We start from the raw sequence: 19,850 nt of genomic DNA, 5'->3' as shown, positions 1-19,850 counted from the left end.
GCTGGAGAGAATGCTGCTGACGCGGCATGGCGACTCTGGGGACGGGACTACCGGAGAATGCGGTCGACGAACTCGTCTATGGCGGCATCGACGGACAATCCAGTATCGATCGGTGCGGTGAGGTGGTCGAGCATCAATCCGTCGATGGCGTAGTGGAACAGGGCGATCTCCGTCTGCCCTCCTGGCAGGCCAGAGTCTTCGTTGAACGCGACATCCTCCCGGAAGGCTCCCTGCCGCCACGCTCCGAGCGCCTTGGCCACAGCAGGACGTCGTCCGGCTTCTAGCCGCAGCTCGAAGAGGGCGAGCGACACATGTGGGTCAATACCGAGGCGCCTGACGACGTCACGCAGGTAGTCGGCGAAGAGCTCCCGGTCGGGTGGCCGAGCGCTACGCGAGGAAACAGCCTCGGGCTCGGGTGTCAGCCTCTCTCCGATGCGGCCGACGAGCGCGGAGATGAGATCGTCCCGGGTCGGGAAGTAGTTCGAGGCTGTGCCGCGGGGCGTGCCTGCGGCGGCGTCGACGGCGCGGTGGGTGAGACCGCGGGCGCCTTCTTCGGCCAGCACGCGAATCCCGGCGTCGGCAAGAGCTGTGCGTCGTTCTTCGTTGCGGGCCATGCCGCCCATGGTAGTTAGACCACAACTCCTGTTGTACTTTAACTACGACACTTGTCGTGATTGGAGATGCTGTGAGGAACCTCGTCTACTACGTCGCCGTCAGCATCGACGGGTACATTGCTGACCCAACCGGCGGGTTCGATGCGTTCCTCGTCGATGGCGACCACGCATCTGTGGTGTTCGGTGAGTATGCGGACGCGCTGCCCGCGCACGTGCAGGCCGCACTGGGAATCGAACCGCCCAAGACGCGATTCGACACGGTGATCATGGGGTGGAACACGCTGGCCCCCGCGCTCGATATCGGAATCGACAGTCCATACCCCCATCTGCGTCAGATCGTTGCGAGCCGCCGGGCACACGACCTCGACCCGGAGATCACCGTCACTCACGATCCGCTCGCCACGATCCGCGGCCTGAAACGGGAAGACGGTTTGGACGTCTGGCTCTGCGGTGGTGGGGAGCTCGCCGGCGCACTCCTGCCGGAGATCGACCGCCTCGTCTTGAAGCGCAATCCCGTCGTCTTCGGCTCCGGCATCCCCATCTTCGGGAGTGCCCCCTACGAGCCGCGTGCGTTCACCTTGACCGGAACCCGCTCCTTCGAGTCGGGTGTCGTGGTCGAGGAATACGTCTCCAGCGGCAGAGCGTGAGCATCGTGATCGCGCGGACGTCGCCCCCACCGCTGTGTCAACGACGTCCTGGTGTCAGACCCCGGGCGCGACCGGGCCAAGTCTCCCGAGTCCCTGTCGACGACCTCACGCAGCGGGCAACGACTCCAGCATGTGCTCCCAGGCACGATGCACATCGGCCGAGACCAGCCCGAGCTGCGTCACCACGGCCACGCAGCGAGCTCGGTCATCGTAGACCTCCAGTGTCGACGTGCGACCCCGCGGCCCACAGGCCGCCACGAGCAGACATGAGCGCACCGCGCCGAGATCGAGCTCGATGACGCCGTCCCCGAGCGAGACGACCAGGAGCGCGCCGACACGTTCCACGAGGTGCACCAACCCCGCGCCCAGCTGCAGCACAGCACTCGACGGAACACCCACGCAGACCGGCAACCCGACCGAGCTCAGGTGCTCGAACACCGCGGGGAGCAGCGAGGGATCCACGGCGCGGCTGTTGCCGACGCCACCGACACCCCAGCCAGAGCGAGCAGCGTTCCCGCGCACCAGCGCGGCGTGTCGATCGGACCCACCCGCATCGAGGATCGCATCCAGCTGCGCGAGCTGATCGCCGTCGCGCCAGTCCGCCGCGGCCTCCCCAGCCAGCTGCAGGATGCGCAGCTGCGCCTCGCTCGGCGGCCGAGAACGTCCGAGGCGCGCGAGCAGCCGGGCGTCCTGGGCAGAGTGGACAAGCACCCGGTGCACGAGGCGCCCGTCGATGGAATAGACGTACAGACTGGGGAGCGCCCCCTGCACGCCCTCCTCGTGGGCGATCACCGCGACGCCGAGCGACGCCGGACGAACCCGCAACGTGATCCAGGCGGACGGCGCGCGCAGCGCCCGACCACAAGCCGTCGGCAGGTCGTAGCTGCCGATCTGGTGGATCGTGCACGCGCCGTTGCTGGTGGTCGCCGTCGCCGTGCCGAACCCGACAAGACCGTAGGCGAGGGCCTCCGGCGACAGCGTCACCTTGCGGAGCATGGTGTGCGGCGACGACAGCAGCCGATCGAGCGTCCCAGCGTTGAGCGCGCTCACCTGCCGGGAGTGGGCCGCGCCGACTGCGCCATCCCGCCCGAGACCTCGGAGCCCACCGCCGCGACGCCGCGCGCACGGGCAGTCCCCGTTCGCCCCGCAGACCTCATCCCTGCCCGCGGTGTCCTCCGGCAGCATGGCTCAGTACACGTCCCTCACGTAGCGCTTCTGGCGCTTCAACGCGGCAACGTACTCTGCCGCGCCTTCAGCCGTCACTCCTCGCTCCTGCGCGACCACCGCGTGGAGGGCGTCGTCGACGTCTCTCGCCATGCGCGATGCGTCACCGCAGACGTAGAAGTGCCCACCCTCCTCGAGCCAGGCGTAGAGCTCGGCGCTGTGCTCGAGCATCCGCGTCTGCACATAGATCTTCTCCGCCTGGTCGCGCGAGAACGCCAGGTCGAGGCGGTCGAGGACACCGCGCTCGGTGAGCCCCGCGAGTTCCTCCTCGTAGATGAAGTCGCTGTCGCGGTGCTGGTCGCCGAAGAGCAGCCAGTTGCGTCCGGATGCGCCGCGCGCCTCACGCTCGTGCAGGAAGCCGCGGAACGGGGCGATCCCCGTGCCTGGGCCGACCATGATCATGGGGGCGTCGTCATCCTCAGGCACGCGGAACGCCGCGTTCGGCTGCAGGAACAGGTGCACGGGGTCGAGGTCGCCGACACGGTCCGCGAGGAACGTTGAGCACACGCCGCCGTACCGGCGGGCCTCGGTTCCGTACCGCACCGAGGCCACGGTGAGGTGGATGCGGTCCGGGCTGGCGAGCGGGCTCGACGAGATCGAGTAGGCGCGGTGCTGCATGGGCCGCAGCAGCGACGCGAACTCATCTGCGGTGAAGCTCACTCCCTGCGCAGCCCGGAGCACGTCGAGCGTGTCCCGGCCCCACAGCCAGCTGTCCAGCTGAGCTTTGTCGCCGCGCTGCACGAGCTCCGCGACGGCTCCGCTCGGCTCCCGCGCGGAGAGCTCCGCGAGCAGGTCCTTCGAGGGGGCCGTGATGTCGAGCTCTCGCTCGAACGCCGTGCGCAGCGTCGAGCCGCTCTCGAGCGCTTCGTCACCGGAGAAGCCGAGGTGCCCGAGCAGCTCGTCGACGAGACCGGGCTCGTTGACCGGCACGACCGCGAGGGCGTCGCCCGCCGCGTACGTGATGCCGCTGTCGCCGAGATCGAACTCGTAGTGGCGGATCTCCTTCGAGCTTCGTGGCCCGGAGAGGACGCGGTTGACGGCGAGGCGCGACGGGTACGGCGTCTTCTTGTTCCACGGCGAGCGCACTCGGGCCGGCGCGGCGGCAGCGGCTGGCGCTGGAGCGGCGGTGTTCGGCTGGAGGGCCGCGAAGTGCTCGACCACCTCCGCGATCCACTCGGCGGCCGCATCCTCGTAGTCGACGTCGCAGTCCACGCGCGGCACGACACGCGTCGCCCCGAGCTGCTCGAGGCGCGTGTCGATGAGCTTCCCGGCCTGGCAGTAGTCGTCGTAGCTGCTGTCTCCGAGCGCGAGGACCGCGAACTTCGCCGACTCGAGGCGCGGAGCACCGTCAGCGGACAGCTCCTCCCAGAAGAGCTCGGCGTTGTCCGGCATCTCGCCCTCGCCGTACGTGGACGTGACGACGACGATGTTGCGTTCGCCGTTCAACGCCTCGGGGGAGACCGAGTCGAGCGGGGCGAGCGTCGCCGCGAGGCCTGCGGCTCGGGCTGCAGCCGCGAGGTCCTCGGCCACGAACTCGCAGTTCCCGGTCTGCGTGCCGATGAGGATCTCGAGCGTCAGCGTCGCGGCCTGAACCTCCTTGTCGGCGGTGGGGATCGCGGCGAGTCCCGCCATGAACCCGGAGAGCCATGCCTGCTGCTCCCTGGTGAAGGGGGCGTCGACGGGGATGAACGGCGCGCTCATGCGAGGCCACCCGCCGTCGGAGCGAGACCAGCGGCCGCGGCCGTCGGCTGCTGGCGCTTCTCGGTGACGACGAGCTCGCGGGCGATGTCGACCATCGCCGCGGTCGCGAGGATCTCGTCCGTGCCCACCGACTGGAGGAGCCGGCGGTTCTTCACGTTCTGGTGCATGATCCACCCCGTCGTTCCTGGCGCGTCGATGCTGCGCACGTTGCGCAGGCGGAGGGCGTCCTTGTAGTCCTCGAGGCGCTTCGCGGCGATGAGGGCCGCGAGCTCCGCGTCCTCGAACCGGTCGAGTTCACCGCGCAGGTACTTGTTCACGCGCTGCATGACGAAGAAGTCCTCGGTGAGGATGAGCTTCCGGACCGCGTCGACCACCCTGGGGTCGTCGGGCCCGCTGGCGTCTGGCACTCGGGTGAGCGCGATGTCCTGCGAGATGTTGAGCACCGCGTAGGAGGCGAGCAGGGCGAACCTGTCGTCACGGTCCGACTCCGAGCCGCCGGGAGTGCGGCCGCCGATCACCGGGTGACCGCCGCGGTAGGCCTCCTTGAAGAGGCGGATGCGCTGGGTTGCGATGGAGGTGGAGAGCTCGTCCAGCAGCTCCTTGCGTCCCTTCGCGGCGAGGATCTTGTCGGCGTCCTGGTAGAGCAGGAGCGCCCGCGGCATACCGCAGAAGAACCTGCTGCGCTCGGACTCCCAGTCGCGGAGGATCTGCGCCGCGAGGGGCGAACCGGTCGCGTCGAGGTGCCACTGCAGGAGGAGCTTGACCGCGGCCTCGTGGAAGTCGCCGTGGCTGGTGTCGGTGATGGGGAACACGAGCAGGGAGTCGGCGCTCACGTTCTCGCGCGTCGAGCCGTCGGCGTCGTACTGGTAGACGAACCCGCCGCTCATGCCGTTGCCGAGGCCCTTGCCCGCCCTGCCGAGATTGAGGACGGCCCCGTTGGTCATGTACTCGCAGCCGAAGTCGCCGATGCCCTCGACGACCGCTGTTGCGCCGGAGTTGCGCACTGCGAAGCGGTCGCCCGCCTCGCCCTGCACGAACGTGCGTCCGCCCGTCGCACCGAAGAGCGCGAAGTTGCCGATGAGCACGTTCTCGCCGGGCTCCGAGCCGCCGCCGCCGGGGGAGAGCACGACGATGGTTCCGCCGCCCTGGCTCTTGCCGACGCCGTCGTTCGCGGTTCCCGTGTGCACGAGGCGCATGCCGTCATTGCTGAAGGCGCCGTAGGACTGTCCGGCGGATCCCTGCGTCGTGACGATGATGCTGCCGTCCACGAGCGAGCGCCTGCCTCGCTCGTCCTCGACGACTGCGGGGAGCCCTGCGACCGTCTCTGCATCGAGCTCGTAGTTGAGCATCCGCTCGATGTCGATCGACAGCTGACCGCCGACCGACTTGAAGCGGTTGCCCATCTCGACGCCTTCGATGAGGATCGACGGCTCTGCTCGGTCGACGAGGGCGGCCCGGATCTGCTCGACGAGGGAGTCGTCGATGCTGAAGTCCTTCTCGAGGTAGATGGGGTTGGCGACGATCTTCTCGGGAACCTTCGCGAGCATGTCGCGAACGTCGAGGTCCCCGACGCTCGCGGGGTGCGCGAGGAGCTGCAGCAGGTCGCCGCGCCCTCGTGCCTCCCCGAGCGAGCGCAGCCCCAGCGAGGCGAGGATCTCCCGCACCTCGTGCGAGATGTTGAGGAGGTACTGGGCGAGGGCGCGCGGGTCGCCGTCGAACACCTCGGGGTTGGTCGTGAGTCCGGCGGGGCACTTGATGTTGCAGTTCTTCGCCATGACGCAGCCGAGCATCATGAGCGCTGTCGTGCCGAATTCGAAGCTGTCCCCGCCGAGGAGCGCGGAGGTCACGACGTCGCTTGCCATCTGGTGGGCACCGGAGCAGCGCAGGACGACCTTCTGCCTGAGTCCGTTCGCGAGGAGCGCCTGGTGGACCTCAGCGACGCCGATCTCCGCCGAGCGTCCCGCGTACTTGAGGCTCGTGACGGCGGCCGCCCCCGTGCCTCCCGTGTTGCCGGCGACGTTGATCACGTCGGCACCCGCCTTGGCGACGCCGACGGCGATCGTGCCGATGCCCTCCGACGAGACGAGCTTCACGACGACCCGCACCCGGGCTGCCTTGCAGTCGTGGATGAGCTGCGCGAGGTCCTCGATGGAGTAGGTGTCGTGGTGCGGCGGCGGCGAGACGAGCTCGACGCCGGGCGTCCCGCCTCGGGCCGCGGCGATGTCGACCGTGACCTTCGGCGCCGGCAGCTGGCCGCCTTCACCGGGCTTCGCGCCCTGGCCGATCTTGATCTCGAGCTCCTGCAGCATCGGGTCGGCGAGGTAGCCGGCCCAGATGCCGAAGCGGCCGGACGCGAACTGCTTGATGCGCGAGCCCCGGATCGTGTTGTAGCGGGTGATGTGCTCGCCGCCCTCGCCGCAGTTCGACATGCCGCCGACCATGTTCGTGCCGTGCGCGACGGACTCGTGGGCGGTCGCGACGAGCGCCCCGTGGCTCATGGCGCCGGATGCGAGGGTGCGGGCGATCTCGTGCGCGGGCTGCACCTCGTCGAGCGAGATGCTGTCCGGCGCTGTCCTGAGCAGGCTCAGGATGCTCGGTGCGCCCGGGGTGACGCGCACCTCGAGCTTCGAATCCGTCGCGGTCGTCTCGGTGATGGCGTCGCCGTCGAGGGCCGTGAGGACCTGCGCGAGCGCGTCGTAGCGGGTCGCTTCGCCGCCGAGGGGGCCGGTGAGCTTCAGCTCGTAGGTGGAGTTCTCCGTGTGCTCGATCTCGAGGCCGCGGACGCGGACGTCGCTGTTGCCCTCGAGCGAGAAGCGGCTGAGCTCCCGCGCGAACTCGGAGGGCGTCGAGGCGAGGCGGACGTCTGCGGGCAGCGAGAGCACGTCGCGGAGCGCCGAGGGGCGCCGCGTGCGCTCCTGGATGGTGTTCGTGACGAAGTCCCGGTAGCCGGGGGTGATCTCGAACGCGTCGATCTGCTCCGGCGTGAGCGCGCCGTATCCGCTGTACGTGTACGCCTTGTCGTCGAGTCCGAACGCGTCGCCGAGCTGGCCGAGGGTGAGGAGTCGCAGCGAGTCGTGCCCTGGGTGCGGCTCGTCGCTCGCAGCGGGCGCTTCCGGCGCCTTCGTGGTCTCGAGGATGCGCGGCTCCTCGGTCATGTCGATGAACCCGCGCACCGCGGTGGTGCCGAACGAGTGGCCGGCTCCTTCCTGGCGCTCCTTGAACAGGCCGAGGAGGGGGATCTGCTTCTCGTCGGCGACCGCGACGGCCCGCTCGTGCCACTCGGCGACCGCGAGGGCGATGCGCTCGAAGCGCACGCCGCCGACCGGGGCGGCGAGGTGGGGGAAGTAGTCGGCGAGGACCGGGTCCTTCGTGTCGAGGTAGTTGGGCTCGAAGAACTCGCCGCCGATGTAGCTCTCGACGGTGCACAGGCCGACACGGCCCATGGTCTTCATGAGCGACTTCTCGGCGGCCTTCGCGAAGCGGGCCACGGCGAGGTCCGTGTCCGTGATCGTGTCGATCGAGGCGGCGCCGCTCGGGTAGCGCTCCTCGGCGCGCAGGCGCACGCAGAGCGGGTAGACCGCGGCGGCGCCGAAGCCGAGCGCGGCGGCGATGTGGTGCGAGGAGGGCAGCTGGCCGCTCTCCGCGATGATCGACACCCGCAGGCGCAGGCCCTCGCGGATGAGCCGCTGGTTGACGGCCGCGATGACCAGGATGAGGGGGATCGCGGCCAGCTCGCGCGACACGTTGCGGTCGGTGAGCACGGCGATGCCGCCCTGGGCGCGCGCGAACGAGGTCACGGCGTCGCACACGCGCTCGACGGCGTCGCGCAGCGAGGCGGCGTTGGCGGGGGCGTCGCCCTGCACGGGCGTGTAGAGGATCTCGAAGCGCTCGAGCGGAGCGAGGCGCTGCTCGCGGAGCGCGACCATGTTGAGGTGGCTGAGGATGGGCGAGGGCACGACGATCTGCCGCGTCTGGTTGCCGCCGTCGGGCTTGGCGCCGAGTGCGACGCGCAGCGTCATGCCGTCGGCCTCCCGGATGCTGTCGAGCGGCGGGTTCGTGACCTGCGCGAAGCGCTGCGAGAAGTACTTCGCGAGCCCGCCCTCCTGGTCGGAGAGCGCGTTGATGGCGTTGCCGTAGCCCATGGCGGAGATGCGCTCGGTGCCGTTGGCGAGCATCGGGTCCATCATGAACTTGAAGCTCTCCTGGTTCAGCGAGTACGCGACGTACCTGCCGGCGGGGGAGAGGTCCCCGTCGTAGCCGAGCGTGTTGCTTCCCCGGTCGATCTCGGGCAGCTCGATGTCCTCGATGTTGACGCGCGCTGCTTCGAGGTCTGCGCTGTAGTCGCGCCGGAGGGCGAGCTGCTCGAGCGCCTCCCACGTGCGGAAGCTGCGCCCCTGCGTGTGGTCGAAGTAGAGCATCCCGCCCGCTTCGATGCGACCGCGGCGCACGATGCTGCCCGGTGCGAACTGGATCTGCCCGGCCTCTGAGCTCACGACGAGGTAGTCGTCGGTCTCGACGGTGCGCAACGGGCGCAGCCCGAGGCGGTCGAGGCGCGCGCCGATGATGTCGCCGTTGCTGAAGACGAGTGCTGCCGGTCCGTCGTTCTTCTCCTCGTAGAGGGAGAAGAACTCGAGCATGTCCCGGACCTCCGGGGTGAGCGTGCGGTCGTTCTCCCACGCCGGCGGCATGGTCGAGACGACGGCCTCGACGAGCTCGAGCCCGTCGTCGAAGACGCGGCTCTGCAGGGTCTGGTCGAAGCGGCTGCTGTCCGACTGTCCAGGTGGATGCACGATGACGCGTCCCCGCGCGGTCGCGAGCGCGTTCTCGGAGAGGCGGTTCTTGCGGTCGGTGTTGAGCTCTCCGTTGTGCGCGAGCATGCGGAACGGCTGCGCCATGCTCGGGTGCGGCTCCGTGTTGGTCGAGAAGCGCGTGTGGAAGAAGAGCGTGCGAACCGACTGGCGCTCGTCGAGCAGGTCGGTGAAGTAGGGGATGACCTCGTTCGAGTTGAGGCGGCCCTTGAGCGTCTGCGTGCGGGCGCTCAGCGACAGGGGGTAGAGCCCCTGGAGTGCGGCGTTGGAGTAGGCGATGCCCTCGATGTCGAGGAGCGCGGCGTTGGCCGCGGCGTCCATCTCGGCGCGGCTCCAGCCCTCGGCCGCGACGAAGATCCACTGGACGATGGGCAGCTGGTAGTGCGCCGCGGCGGGGCGCGCGACGGTGGCGTCGACGGGCACGTCGCGGACGAGGATCGGCTCGATGCCGTGCGCGCGCAGCGTGCTGGAGATGAGCTCGTGCGCCACGTCGAGCTGTTCGACGTCGCTCGGCATGAAGAAGTTGCCCACGCCGAAGAGGCCCGACTCGAGCTCGCGCCCGACGAGCGAGCTGAAGAACTCGACCGACAGGTCGACGTTGATGCCGGCGCCGTCGCCGACACCCTCGGCGGACATGCCTCCGCGGTGGGGGATCGCGCAGAGCGCCTCGTTTCCGAGCCGGATCACATCATGGTGCTGCACGCCGTCCTTGCGCGTGATGAAGCCGACGCCGCAGTCGCTCTTCTCGAGCTCGGGACGGTACAGACCAACGGTTTTTTGCGACACGAAGATGCCTCCAAGGGACAGCAGCGAGGGGAAAGGCGACGCGAACACTGCAACATTGGAGGTTTCGTCTGCGGGAGTCGTCACTTGGTGCGGTGCGGGGTTCCCAGCGGCATAGCGGTATACGTACGGTAAGGGTTGCCTAAAGCTGGCGCAAGGCCACGCGCCGATGATCGATCGACGGATTTCGCGGTCACGGCACTCGGACAGGTGGTTCCGACTGCCCACGTCCGCCCCTGCATGCGCGTCCTCGTTCTCCGGCTGAGATGATGGAGGCATGAGCGACGTCAAGACATACATGCGAACTGCCTCCGCGGAGGCCGACGCCGGCGAGGACACCCTCGCGGAGGTCACCGACAGGCTCGTGCAGCGCCTCGTGGAGGCCGCTGCCGCCGACGGCATCACGATCCCGGAGGGCGAAGTCGAGGTCGACGTGCTCGTCGACGACACGCTGAACCTGTGGGACGCGACCGCGACCTGGTCCGGATCCGGTGCAAGCGCCGCGGATGCTGAGGCGACGGTCACCGACATCGGCTAGCGCCGAACACGACACACGCGCGCGAAGCCCCGGTTCGGCCAGTGAATCACTGGCCGAACCGGGGCTTCCCTCTGTGCACGGACTGCGGACTTCGGACTCCCGTCGAAGGACGGTTGCCGGCTCGTCTCGGCGACGCGCCGTCACCGAGACTCGATCACCGGCCGGATACGGCCCGAGAATCGAGCCCGGACGACGCGATCACTCGCCGTGGCTGCGCCTCCGCCTGAGGAGCAGCATGGCTCCCAGCCCGAGGAGTGCCGTCGCGCCGAGAAGACCCGGCCCGAGGGTGTCGGAACCCGTCGACGCCAGCTTTCCCTGATCTCCGGCCTCGGGCGGAGTGCCGTCTTCGACGGTGACCACGGTGGGGGTTCCGACCGGCGTCTGCGGCGGCGCGTCAGTCGCGCCTGGAGAGGACATCGGCGGTGTGGCTGAGGGCGCCGGCGATGTCGTGGACGTTGGAGTCGGTGTTGGGGCCTGCGTGGAAGGTGCGACGGACTGCGTGGGGACAGGCAGCCCAGTTGAAGGATCGGTGGGTCCGGCCGTGGACGAGGCTGTCGGCGCAGGTGTCGATGTGCCGGTCTCCGTCGGTGACGGGCTCGCCGTCGGAGAAGGCGCCGCGCTCTCCGTTGGTGAGGGCGTCGCGGTCGCGGTCGGCGGGGTCGCAGTCGGGATCGCGGTCGCGGTCGCGGTCGCGGTCGCAGTGGGGGTCGCGCTCGCAGTCGGCGTCGCGGTCGCAGTCGGCGTAGCGGTCGGCGACGGGGGCGCGGTCACCGTCGGCGAGGGTGACCGCGTTGGAATGGGTGCGCTCTGGTCGAGGACGATCATCGGTGGCAGCCCGGCAATGATGGGATGGTCTGATGACAGCGTCGTGACGTTGCCGGACTCGTCCGTGAACGAAGCTCCGACAACTCGGTACTCGCCTGTCGACCACGCAGGAGACCCGGGACTGAGGGGAGGCATAGGCTGATACACCTTCGCACCGGCGGACCCGTAGATGATGTCGCCCAGCCGGTCGCGGTCGTTGCCAGCGATCTCATAGCGCTTTCCCCACTCGGCGTCCAGGTAGAACGTGGCGTCCACGAGCGCGCTCTCATCGCGGATCGTCCAGTTGATGAGCTCGACCTCGTCGCCCATTCGGATTGTTGACTGCTCGAATCCAGCCGAGAGCAGCTCCGGTGCAGTGACGTCTGGTCCGCCAGCGTCGACAACCGTGAAACTCGCCGCAGAAGCCAGTGCGTCGCTGTTGGCCGCCGTGGCGACAGGGCTGGCGCTCCCATGCTCGTCTTCCGAGAACACGCTGAGCACGCGGTACTCCCCAAGCGCCCAGGTGGAGTTGTTGACGGTGAGTCGCAGCGACCCGGAGACGAGGTCTCCGTCCCTGGAAGTGGTGTTTCGGTCGAAACCTCGAGCCTCGTATTCGCGCCCGTCGGGGCCGACGATGGTCATTATCAGCCTGACGACTCGGCTCGATTCACGCATCGTCCAGTTGAACCAGATGACGTCGCTCTGGCGGACTTCGTCCGGCGCGACCACCTCGAGGGCGACGAGCTCGGGGTATTCCTGGTCCCCGTCCGTGCCGACGTCGATCTGGAGCCTGGGCAGGGCCTGGATGATGGGACTGAAGTCCTCGGACGCGTATCCGAATACGCCCAGCACATCAAAGAAATAGAGTTCGCTTACCCGCCATTCGCCTGCCGCCCACTCTGAACCGCCAGTCGTGCACGTTGTCGTGCCGCTGACGATGTCTCCGTCTCGCACCGCGACGACAGCATCGAACTGTCCACATGACTTACTTTCCCGAGACGAAGTCCCCTCCCCGGTCTCAAGAGCGATGCCGCCTATTCCGATGTCGTGGGGATGGCGCACACTCCAGTTGATCCGGATCTCGTCCCCGCCTCCGACAGTCGTGGGCGTGACGAGCTCGGCGGATATGAGTTCGGGTCTGATGTCGAACTCGTTGCCTTGGTCCGCAGCCGCCGGAAGGGCTGGCAGCAAGACCACAGAGAACAGCAGCGCGGCGAGGCAGGCGCAGAGGAGGGCAGAGAGCTTCTTCATGTGTCTCCGTCGACAGAGGGCGGGGGTCCGCAAAGACTAGTGCGGATGTGCAAACGCTCGGGGCCGCGCTCTCCGCTGAACCTCGCTCACATCTCTGCGACTGTGGGCAAAGTGTGGGCAGAGCACGCATCCGGGGAATGACGAAGGCCCCCAGTTGCCAGTGAATCACTGGGAAGTGGGGGCCTTCAGAACCGTGCCGGCTGTGGGATTCGAACCCACACGCCCTCTCGGACAGAGCATTTTGAGTGCACCGCGTCTGCCATTCCGCCAAGCCGGCGCTTCACCTCGGACACAGTATCGTAAGCTCACTACGTGACTGAACAGGAAACCTCTCAAGCCCCGCGACGTGTTGTCGTCGCCGAAGACGAGTCGCTCATCCGGCTCGACATCGTGGAGATCCTTCGCGACAACGGCTTCGACGTTGTCGGAGAGGCCGGCGACGGTGAGACCGCGGTCGCCCTCGCGAAGGAGCTTCGCCCCGACCTCGTCATCATGGACGTCAAGATGCCGCAGCTCGACGGCATCTCTGCCGCCGAGCAGCTGTCGAAGGACAGCATCGCCCCGGTTGTGCTCCTCACCGCGTTCAGCCAGAAGGAACTGGTCGAGCGCGCGACGGAGGCGGGCGCCCTCGCCTACGTCGTGAAGCCGTTCACGCAGAACGATCTGCTCCCGGCCATCGAGATCGCACTGGCTCGCCACGCGCAGCTCATCGCGCTCGAAGCCGAGATCTCCGACCTCAACGAGCGCTTCGAGACGCGCAAGCAGGTCGACCGCGCCAAGGGCCTCCTCACGCAGAAGATGGGCCTCAGCGAGCCAGAGGCGTTCCGCTGGATCCAGAAGGCATCCATGGACCGTCGCCTCACGATGCAGGAGGTCGCGCAGGCGGTCATCCAGCAGCTCTCGGCCAAGAAGTAGCCGAGCCCCGATCAGCAGAAGCCCTCACCGCGTTGACGCGGTGAGGGCTTCTTCGCATTCGCCTGACGCTATTTGGCGGTGCGGATGAGGTTCGTGATGCGGACCGTCGAGCAGCGCTTGCCCGCCTCGTCGGTGATGACGATCTCGTGCACCGTCATCGACCCGCCGAGGTGCACCGCCGTGCACTCGCCCGTGACCCAGCCGCTCACGGCGGAGCCCGTGTGGGTCGCGTTGATGTCGATGCCGACCGCGAACCTTCCCGGACCGGCGTGCACGTTCGCGGCCATGGACCCGAGCGACTCGCCGAGCACGCAGTAGGCGCCACCGTGCAGGAGGCCGATCGGCTGCGTGTTCCCCTCGACCGGCATGACGGCCACGGCACGCTCGGGGCTCAGCTCGACGCAGAGGATGCCCATGCGCTCGGCGAGCGCCCCGAAGCCTCGGCCGTAGGTGACCTCGTGCTGGTCGGGGATGCTGAGCCCGTTGACCGTCGTCGGCGTTTCCAGGTGCGTCATCAGGCTTCCTCCTCGAAGAACGCCCCACAACACGCGCGCATCGGCGCAGTGTCTGGGGCGGCAAGTAGGCTGACCGTGTGTCAGCGCAAAATCAGCCTACCCTCATGGTCATCGACGGCCACTCGCTTGCCTTCAGGGCGTTCTTCGCCCTGCCGGTCGACAGCTTCGTGAACGCCGAGGGGCAGCACACGAATGCCATCCACGGCTTCGTCTCGATGCTCCTCAACCTGCTGCAGAACGAGAATCCGAGCCACATCGCCGTGGCGTTCGACATCTCCCGCAGCTCGTTCCGCACCCGCGAGTACCCGGAGTACAAGGCGGGTCGGGAAGCGACTCCCGTCGAGTTCAAGGGCCAGGTCCCGCTGCTCCGCGACGCACTGCACGCCATGGGCATCACGACGATCGTGAAGGAGGACTTCGAGGCCGACGACATCCTCGCGACCCTCGCCAGGCAGGGGCGCGAGCAGGGCTTCAAGGTCCTCGTCGTCTCTGGCGACCGCGACTCGATCCAGCTCGTCACCGACGACGTCACGCTGCTCTACCCGTCCACGCAGGGCGTGACCAAGCTCACGCGCTACGACCCGGCCAAGGTCGAGGAGCGCTACAGCGTCCGCCCGGAGCAGTATCCAGACGTGGCGGCCCTCGTCGGCGAGAAGAGCGACAACCTGCCCGGCGTGCCGAAGGTCGGCGAGAAGACCGCGGCCAAATGGCTCGCCCAGTACGGCTCCCTTCAGGGCATCCTCGACCACGCGGACGAGATCGGCGGCAAGGTCGGCGAGTCCTTCCGCGAGCACCGGGAGAACGCGGTGCGCAACCGCAAGCTCAACCGCCTCGTCGACGACGTCGAGCTGCCCGTCGCCCCCGAGCAGCTGTCCCGCGGGGCGATCGACGCGGATGCGGTTCGCGAGATCTTCACGAAGCTCCAGTTCCGCACGCTGCAAGACCGCGTCCTGAAGCTCGCGGACGAAGCTGGCGACGACATCACGCCAGCGGAGGCCGTTGCGGCGCCCGTCCGCCCCGAGCTCCTCGATGAGGAACTCGAGCAGTGGCTCGCGAAGGCGGTCGAGGCGACTCCGGAGGGTCTCGGCCTCACGGTCTCCCACGGCGCAGACGGCACCGTCGTCGCGGTCGGCATCTCCACCGCCGCCGAGGCGACCGAGCTGCACTGGATTCCGGAGCGCGTCGACTATGCCCCCTTCGAGGCATGGCTGGCAAGCGACGCCCCCAAGCTGATGTTCGACGCCAAGCCGCAGCTGAAGGCGCTCACCATCGCGGGGCTCGACGTCGGCGGCCAGGTCAAGGACGGTCAGCTCGCCGCCTGGCTCTACCGCCCGCAGAACGCGCCGAAGCGTCTCGCCGAGCTCGTGCAGATGCGTCTCGACGAGCAGCTGCCCGAGTCCGACCCGAACCAGCTCCAGCTCGAGGACGAGTCCTCGCTGGTCGCCAGCGATGCCTGGTACACGCAGCGCGCGACGACCGCGGCGCTCGAGATGCTCGAACCGGGCACCCTCGACGTCTTCTCGAGCATCGAGACGCCGCTGCTCGCGACTCTCTCCAGCATGGAGCTGCAGGGTGTCGCCATCGACCGGGAGTTCCTCCAGGGCCTCGCCGACGACCTGTCCGAGCGCATCCGCACGTACGAGCAGGAGGCGTTCGACGCCATCGGCGGCACCGAGATCAACCTCGGATCGCCCAAGCAGCTGCAGGTCGTGCTGTTCGAGACCCTCGAGATGCCGAAGACGCGCAAGACGAAGACCGGCTTCTCCACCGACGCAGAGTCGCTCGCAGACCTCGAGCGGAGCAGCCCGCACCCGTTCCTCGGCGCGCTCCGCAAGCACCGCGACTCGGTCAAGCTGCGGCAGATCATGGAGTCGCTGCTCAAGGCGGTCGACGACAGCTCGCGCATCCACACGAGCTACCACCAGATCGGCTCGGCGACCGGCCGTCTCTCGTCGAACGACCCCAACCTGCAGAACATCCCGATCCGGTCCGACGAGGGACGCCGCATCCGTCGCGCGTTCGTGCACGGGCCCGAGTTCGAGTCGCTCCTCACCGCCGACTACTCGCAGATCGAGATGCGCATCATGGCGCACCTCTCCGGCGACGCCGCGCTCATCGAGGCGTTCAACGCGGGGGAGGACCTCCACCGCTTCGTCGGCTCTCGCGTGTTCGGCGTGGAGCCGGCCGACGTCACGCCGGCCATGCGCTCCAAGGTGAAGGCGATGTCGTACGGCCTCGCCTACGGACTGTCGGCGTTCGGCCTCTCGAAGCAGCTCCAGATCGAGGTCGCCGAGGCCAAGAAGCTGATGATCGACTACTTCGAGCGCTTCGGCAAGGTGCGCGATTACCTCCGCAACGTCGTCGTGCAGGCGAAGGAGGACGGCTACACCGAGACGATCTTCGGCCGCAGGCGCCCGTTCCCCGACCTGCACTCGACGAACCGCATCGCCCGCGAGAACGCCGAGCGTCAGGCGCTCAACTCGCCCATCCAGGGGTCGGCAGCAGACATCATCAAGCGGGCGATGAACTCCATCGAGGAGCGCATCAGCGCCGAGAGGCTCTCATCGCGGATGCTCCTCCAGGTGCACGACGAGCTCGTGTTCGAGGTTGCCGCTGGTGAGGGGGAGACGTTGGAGGCGATCGTGCGCGAGGAGATGGCCGGCGCAGCCGACCTCACCGTGCCGCTCGAGGTGCAGATCGGCCGGGGACCGAACTGGGACGAGGCCGGCCACTAGCCGCCACCGTCCGCCCCATCCGCGGCTCCCTGTAGCAGGCACACGGGGCTCGCCTCTCGGTGATTCTTCCGAGGGGCGAGCTTAGGCTTGGGGGATGACGACTTCCGCTCAGCACCACCAGAACACCAGTCAGACACGACCGCAGACCGACATCGACCGGCTCGCGGAGGCCTGGGTCGCCACAGAGATCGAGCTCTCTCCCGAGCGTCGCGTGGAACTCGGCGCAGACGGCGACAAGGCCGAGTACGGCGACTACTCCTCGGCCGCGGCGCCACGCAAGCGCGCCGCGATCGTCGATGTGCTCAGCAAGCTCGACACGCTGACCGAAGCCGACGAGGTCGACCGGGTCACCGCGCTCGAGCTCCGCCGCAGCCTTGGCCTCGAGATCGAGATGATCGATGCCAGACTCCACCTGCGCGAGCTCTCGAACATCGCGTCTCCGGCACAGGACATCCGCATGGTGTTCGACCTCATGCCGCGCGAGACCGTGAGCGACTTCGAGGACATCGCGCGGCGCTTCGAGAACCTCCCCGCCGCGATCGAGGGCTACACAGAGCGTCTCAGCGAGGGCATCGACGCCGGCGTCGTGCCAGCGAAGCGCCAGGTCCGCGAAGTTGCGATGCAGACAGGCGAGTACGCGGCCAGCGGCAACTTCTTCGAGCAGCTCGCGGCATCGAGCCCGGCGACCGGCGAGGTCTCGGACGCGCTCCGCCAGCAGCTTCGTCACGGTGCGCAGCTCGCTTCCGCGGCGTACGGCACGTTCACGACGTTCCTCCACGAGGAGCTCCTCCCCGCTGCGAGCAACACGGACGCCGTCGGACGCGAGCACTACGCGCTCGCCTCGCGAGGCTTCCTCGGCGCGGCAGTCGACCTCGACGAGACCTACGAGTGGGGTCTCGCCGAGCTGGCGCGCATGAAGGCCGAGCAGGAGGCCATCGCCAACGAGATTCTCCGTGGTGCGACGGTCGCAGAAGCCATCGCCCACCTCGAGCTCGACCCCGCCCGCAAGCTGCACGGCACGCCCGCCCTGCAGGCGTGGATGCAGGAGACGAGCGACCGCGCGGTCGCCGAGCTGGCCGAGAGCCACTTCGACATCCCCGAGCCGATGCGTCGACTCGAGTGCATGATCGCCCCGACCGAAGAGGGCGGCATCTACTACACGGGCCCATCCGAGGACTTCACGCGTCCGGGACGCATGTGGTGGTCGGTCACCCCCGGCGTGACGGAGTTCGACACGTGGCGCGAGCTCACGACGGTCTACCACGAGGGCGTCCCGGGTCACCACCTGCAGATCGCCCGTGCGACCCTCAACCGCGACCAGCTCAACACCTGGCGTCGCAACAACTGGACCTCCGGGCACGGCGAGGGCTGGGCGCTCTACGCCGAGCGCCTCATGGAGCAGCTCGGGTACCTCGACGAGCCGGCAGACCGCCTCGGCATGCTCGACGGGCAGCGGATGCGCGCGGCTCGTGTCGTCCTCGACATCGGAGTGCACCTCGGCAAGACGGTGCCGGAGGGCGACAAGGTCTGGGACTACGAGTACGCGCTCGATTTCATGCGTCAGCACGTGAACATGCCTGACGGCTTCGTGAAGTTCGAGGTGAACCGCTACTTCGGCTGGCCGGGCCAGGCGCCGTCCTACAAGATCGGGCAGCGGATCTGGGAGGAGCTCCGTGCAGACGCCGAGGCTCGTGCCGGTGACGACTTCGACCTCAAGGCGTGGCATTCGCGTGCCCTCGACCTCGGTGGACTCGGCCTCGACACGCTCCGCGAGGTGCTGAGCACCGACTGATCGGAGCTCCCGTCGGCCGGCCGCTGCTTGCCACGGGAGAACTCAGGCAGAGTCGCCTAGGCTCGCGGCAGCGGGTGCATCGACGCACTCGCTGCCGCGAATCCGAGGAGGCTGCGAGGTGCATCCGCAGAGTGGCGAGATAGCTGGCCTTGACCAGGCTGCCGCAGCATCCGCACACACCCTGATCGACGCGCATGGCAGTCTGGGCGCCTCCGCTGAGCTCCGCTCGGCGGTCGCCGGACTCCGCAGCGTGGTCCGCGACTCCTGGCTGAGATCGCTGCAGCTGCTCGGCAGCCCTGCGAACGCACGGGCCCGGGATCTCGACCAGTTCGAGCCGCTTGCGGCGGCGCGGGAGCGCAGCCCCCTGCAGCGTGTCCTTCCCGTGCTCGATCGTCTCCTCGTGGAGCCGGCGCGAGACACTGGCTTGATCGTCGCGATCACGAACGAACAGGGGCGACTGCTCTGGGTGCGGGGTGACAGCGCCACACTCCGTCGGGCCGAGCGCATGGACTTCGTCGAGGGCGCCGACTGGTCGGAGGCCGCCGTCGGGACGAGCGCCCCAGGGACAGCGCTCGCCTCGGGTCGGGACGTCCAGATCGCAGGCGCTGAGCACTTCGCGCCAGCCGTGCAGCTGCTCAGCTGCACCGCAGTGCCCATCCGCGACCCGTTCTCCGGCATCGCGGTCGGTGCCATCGACCTCACAGGTGATGAACGAGCCGTCGGCCCGCACTCGCTTGCCCTCATGCGCGCCGCCGTCGCGGCCGCGGAGGCGGAGATGCGGCTCGCCGTGCTGCTCTCGCGCCACTCGACGCAGCCGGGAGTTCACCCAGAGACACCCGCGACGGCGAGCACCGTCGCGGCGGGCAGGATCAGCACGCTCGGCGTCCACCGCGCCAGGCTCACCACCGTCGATGGTGCACCGGTCGAACTGAGCGGTCGGCACGCTGAGATCCTGACGCTCCTCGCCGCACGGCCCTCGGGTCTCACCTCGGGCGAGCTCGCGCTCCGAATCTACGGCGAGAGCGCCAAGGAGGTCACGCTCAGGGCGGAGATCGCGCGGCTGCGGCCGGTGCTCGCTGAGCGCGGTCTCGACCTCGTGCCCCGCCCCTACCGGGTGGCGCAGGGCCTCGCGAGCGATGCCGTCGACGTGCTCGACCTGCTGGAGGCAGGTGACGTGGCCGCGGCCGTCGAGTCCTACCGCGGGGAGCTGCTGCCCACGTCGGAGGCCCCCGGTATCCGCGAGCTGCGCGCGGAGCTTTCGGCGACCCTCCGAGATCAGGTCCTCAGCTCCGCGGAGCCGGCCACGCTCCTCAGGTATCTCGAGCTGCCGGAAGTCGCGCAGGACGCGCAGGCCTTCCGCACGGCGCTCACGGTCCTCCCACCCCACGCGCCCGCCCGGTCGAGGCTCGTGGCGAAGATCGAGGCCCTCGAGTCCTGAGTGCCCTGCGCGGAATCGCGGCCGCCTCGAGTGCAACCCGATTGCAACGTCGGGGCTCCTACGCTTCCAGGGAAGAGTTCCCTCG

Annotated in this window: 12 protein-coding genes and 1 tRNA gene; 6 read left to right on the top strand and 7 right to left on the bottom strand. The window is 68.6% G+C overall.

What is annotated here, in order from left to right:
• Positions 1-47 precede the first annotated feature (47 nt).
• Entirely contained in the window at positions 48-623 is a 576-nt protein-coding gene (locus tag C5B99_RS08065; protein WP_258063121.1) for a TetR/AcrR family transcriptional regulator, read from the bottom strand.
• 62 nt (positions 624-685) lie between these two features.
• Here C5B99_RS08065 and C5B99_RS08060 point away from each other — a divergent pair, with 62 nt between their 5' ends.
• The gene (locus C5B99_RS08060; RefSeq protein ID WP_104241246.1) at positions 686-1,261 is read left to right on the top strand and encodes a dihydrofolate reductase family protein; all 576 of its coding nucleotides are present in this window, start codon (positions 686-688) and stop codon (positions 1,259-1,261) included.
• Positions 1,262-1,366: 105 nt separating this feature from the next.
• On the opposite strand, the gene C5B99_RS08055 is transcribed toward C5B99_RS08060, so the two are convergent.
• The 3 genes from C5B99_RS08055 to C5B99_RS08045 form a co-directional block, all read right to left on the bottom strand.
• Positions 1,367-2,311 carry a hypothetical protein gene (locus tag C5B99_RS08055; RefSeq protein WP_104241245.1) on the bottom strand — a complete coding sequence of 315 codons (945 nt, stop codon included), beginning with the start codon at positions 2,309-2,311 and terminating at the stop codon, positions 1,367-1,369.
• Positions 2,312-2,449: 138 nt separating this feature from the next.
• The gene (locus C5B99_RS08050; RefSeq protein ID WP_104241244.1) at positions 2,450-4,186 is read right to left on the bottom strand and encodes a sulfite reductase flavoprotein subunit alpha; all 1,737 of its coding nucleotides are present in this window, start codon (positions 4,184-4,186) and stop codon (positions 2,450-2,452) included.
• Complete coding sequence (locus C5B99_RS08045) at positions 4,183-9,780, bottom strand: glutamate synthase-related protein (RefSeq protein WP_258063120.1); 5,598 nt, start codon at positions 9,778-9,780, stop codon at positions 4,183-4,185. The genes C5B99_RS08050 and C5B99_RS08045 overlap by 4 nt, the downstream gene beginning before the upstream one ends.
• 274 nt (positions 9,781-10,054) lie before the next feature.
• Between C5B99_RS08045 and C5B99_RS08040 the strand changes: the two genes are divergently transcribed.
• A complete protein-coding gene (locus tag C5B99_RS08040; protein ID WP_104241242.1) occupies positions 10,055-10,315 on the top strand; it encodes a hypothetical protein in 261 nt (86 codons plus the stop codon).
• Positions 10,316-10,513: 198 nt separating this feature from the next.
• Here C5B99_RS08040 and C5B99_RS08035 read toward each other — a convergent pair whose 3' ends face one another.
• Both C5B99_RS08035 and C5B99_RS08030 read right to left on the bottom strand, forming a co-directional pair.
• Positions 10,514-11,971: an LPXTG cell wall anchor domain-containing protein gene (locus tag C5B99_RS08035; protein WP_146081963.1), complete on the bottom strand. Its 1,458-nt coding sequence runs from the start codon at positions 11,969-11,971 to the stop codon at positions 10,514-10,516.
• A 593-nt stretch (positions 11,972-12,564) separates the two neighbouring features.
• A tRNA-Leu gene (locus C5B99_RS08030) sits at positions 12,565-12,647 on the bottom strand.
• A 35-nt stretch (positions 12,648-12,682) separates the two neighbouring features.
• Here C5B99_RS08030 and C5B99_RS08025 point away from each other — a divergent pair.
• The gene (locus tag C5B99_RS08025) at positions 12,683-13,285 is read left to right on the top strand and encodes an ANTAR domain-containing response regulator (RefSeq protein ID WP_104241240.1); all 603 of its coding nucleotides are present in this window, start codon (positions 12,683-12,685) and stop codon (positions 13,283-13,285) included.
• A gap of 68 nt (positions 13,286-13,353) precedes the next feature.
• On the opposite strand, the gene C5B99_RS08020 is transcribed toward C5B99_RS08025, so the two are convergent.
• Complete coding sequence (locus C5B99_RS08020; protein WP_104241239.1) at positions 13,354-13,800, bottom strand: PaaI family thioesterase; 447 nt, start codon at positions 13,798-13,800, stop codon at positions 13,354-13,356.
• Between the two features lie 104 nt (positions 13,801-13,904).
• Here C5B99_RS08020 and polA point away from each other — a divergent pair, with 104 nt between their 5' ends.
• The 3 genes from polA (at position 13,905) to C5B99_RS08005 (ending at position 19,765) form a co-directional block, all read left to right on the top strand.
• The gene (gene polA, locus C5B99_RS08015; protein ID WP_104241238.1) at positions 13,905-16,535 is read left to right on the top strand and encodes a DNA polymerase I; all 2,631 of its coding nucleotides are present in this window, start codon (positions 13,905-13,907) and stop codon (positions 16,533-16,535) included.
• A gap of 94 nt (positions 16,536-16,629) precedes the next feature.
• Positions 16,630-18,327: a DUF885 domain-containing protein gene (locus C5B99_RS08010; RefSeq protein ID WP_104241237.1), complete on the top strand. Its 1,698-nt coding sequence runs from the start codon at positions 16,630-16,632 to the stop codon at positions 18,325-18,327.
• 118 nt (positions 18,328-18,445) lie between these two features.
• Complete coding sequence (locus tag C5B99_RS08005) at positions 18,446-19,765, top strand: helix-turn-helix domain-containing protein (protein ID WP_104241236.1); 1,320 nt, start codon at positions 18,446-18,448, stop codon at positions 19,763-19,765.
• The last annotated feature ends 85 nt before the right edge of the window (positions 19,766-19,850 follow it).

Origin of the sequence: Pseudoclavibacter sp. Z016, assembly GCF_002931215.1 — a bacterium.
Lineage (GTDB): Bacteria > Actinomycetota > Actinomycetes > Actinomycetales > Microbacteriaceae > Pseudoclavibacter.
The sequence above is the reverse complement of the archived record's forward strand: the minus strand, read 5'-3'. Positions and strand labels throughout refer to the sequence as shown.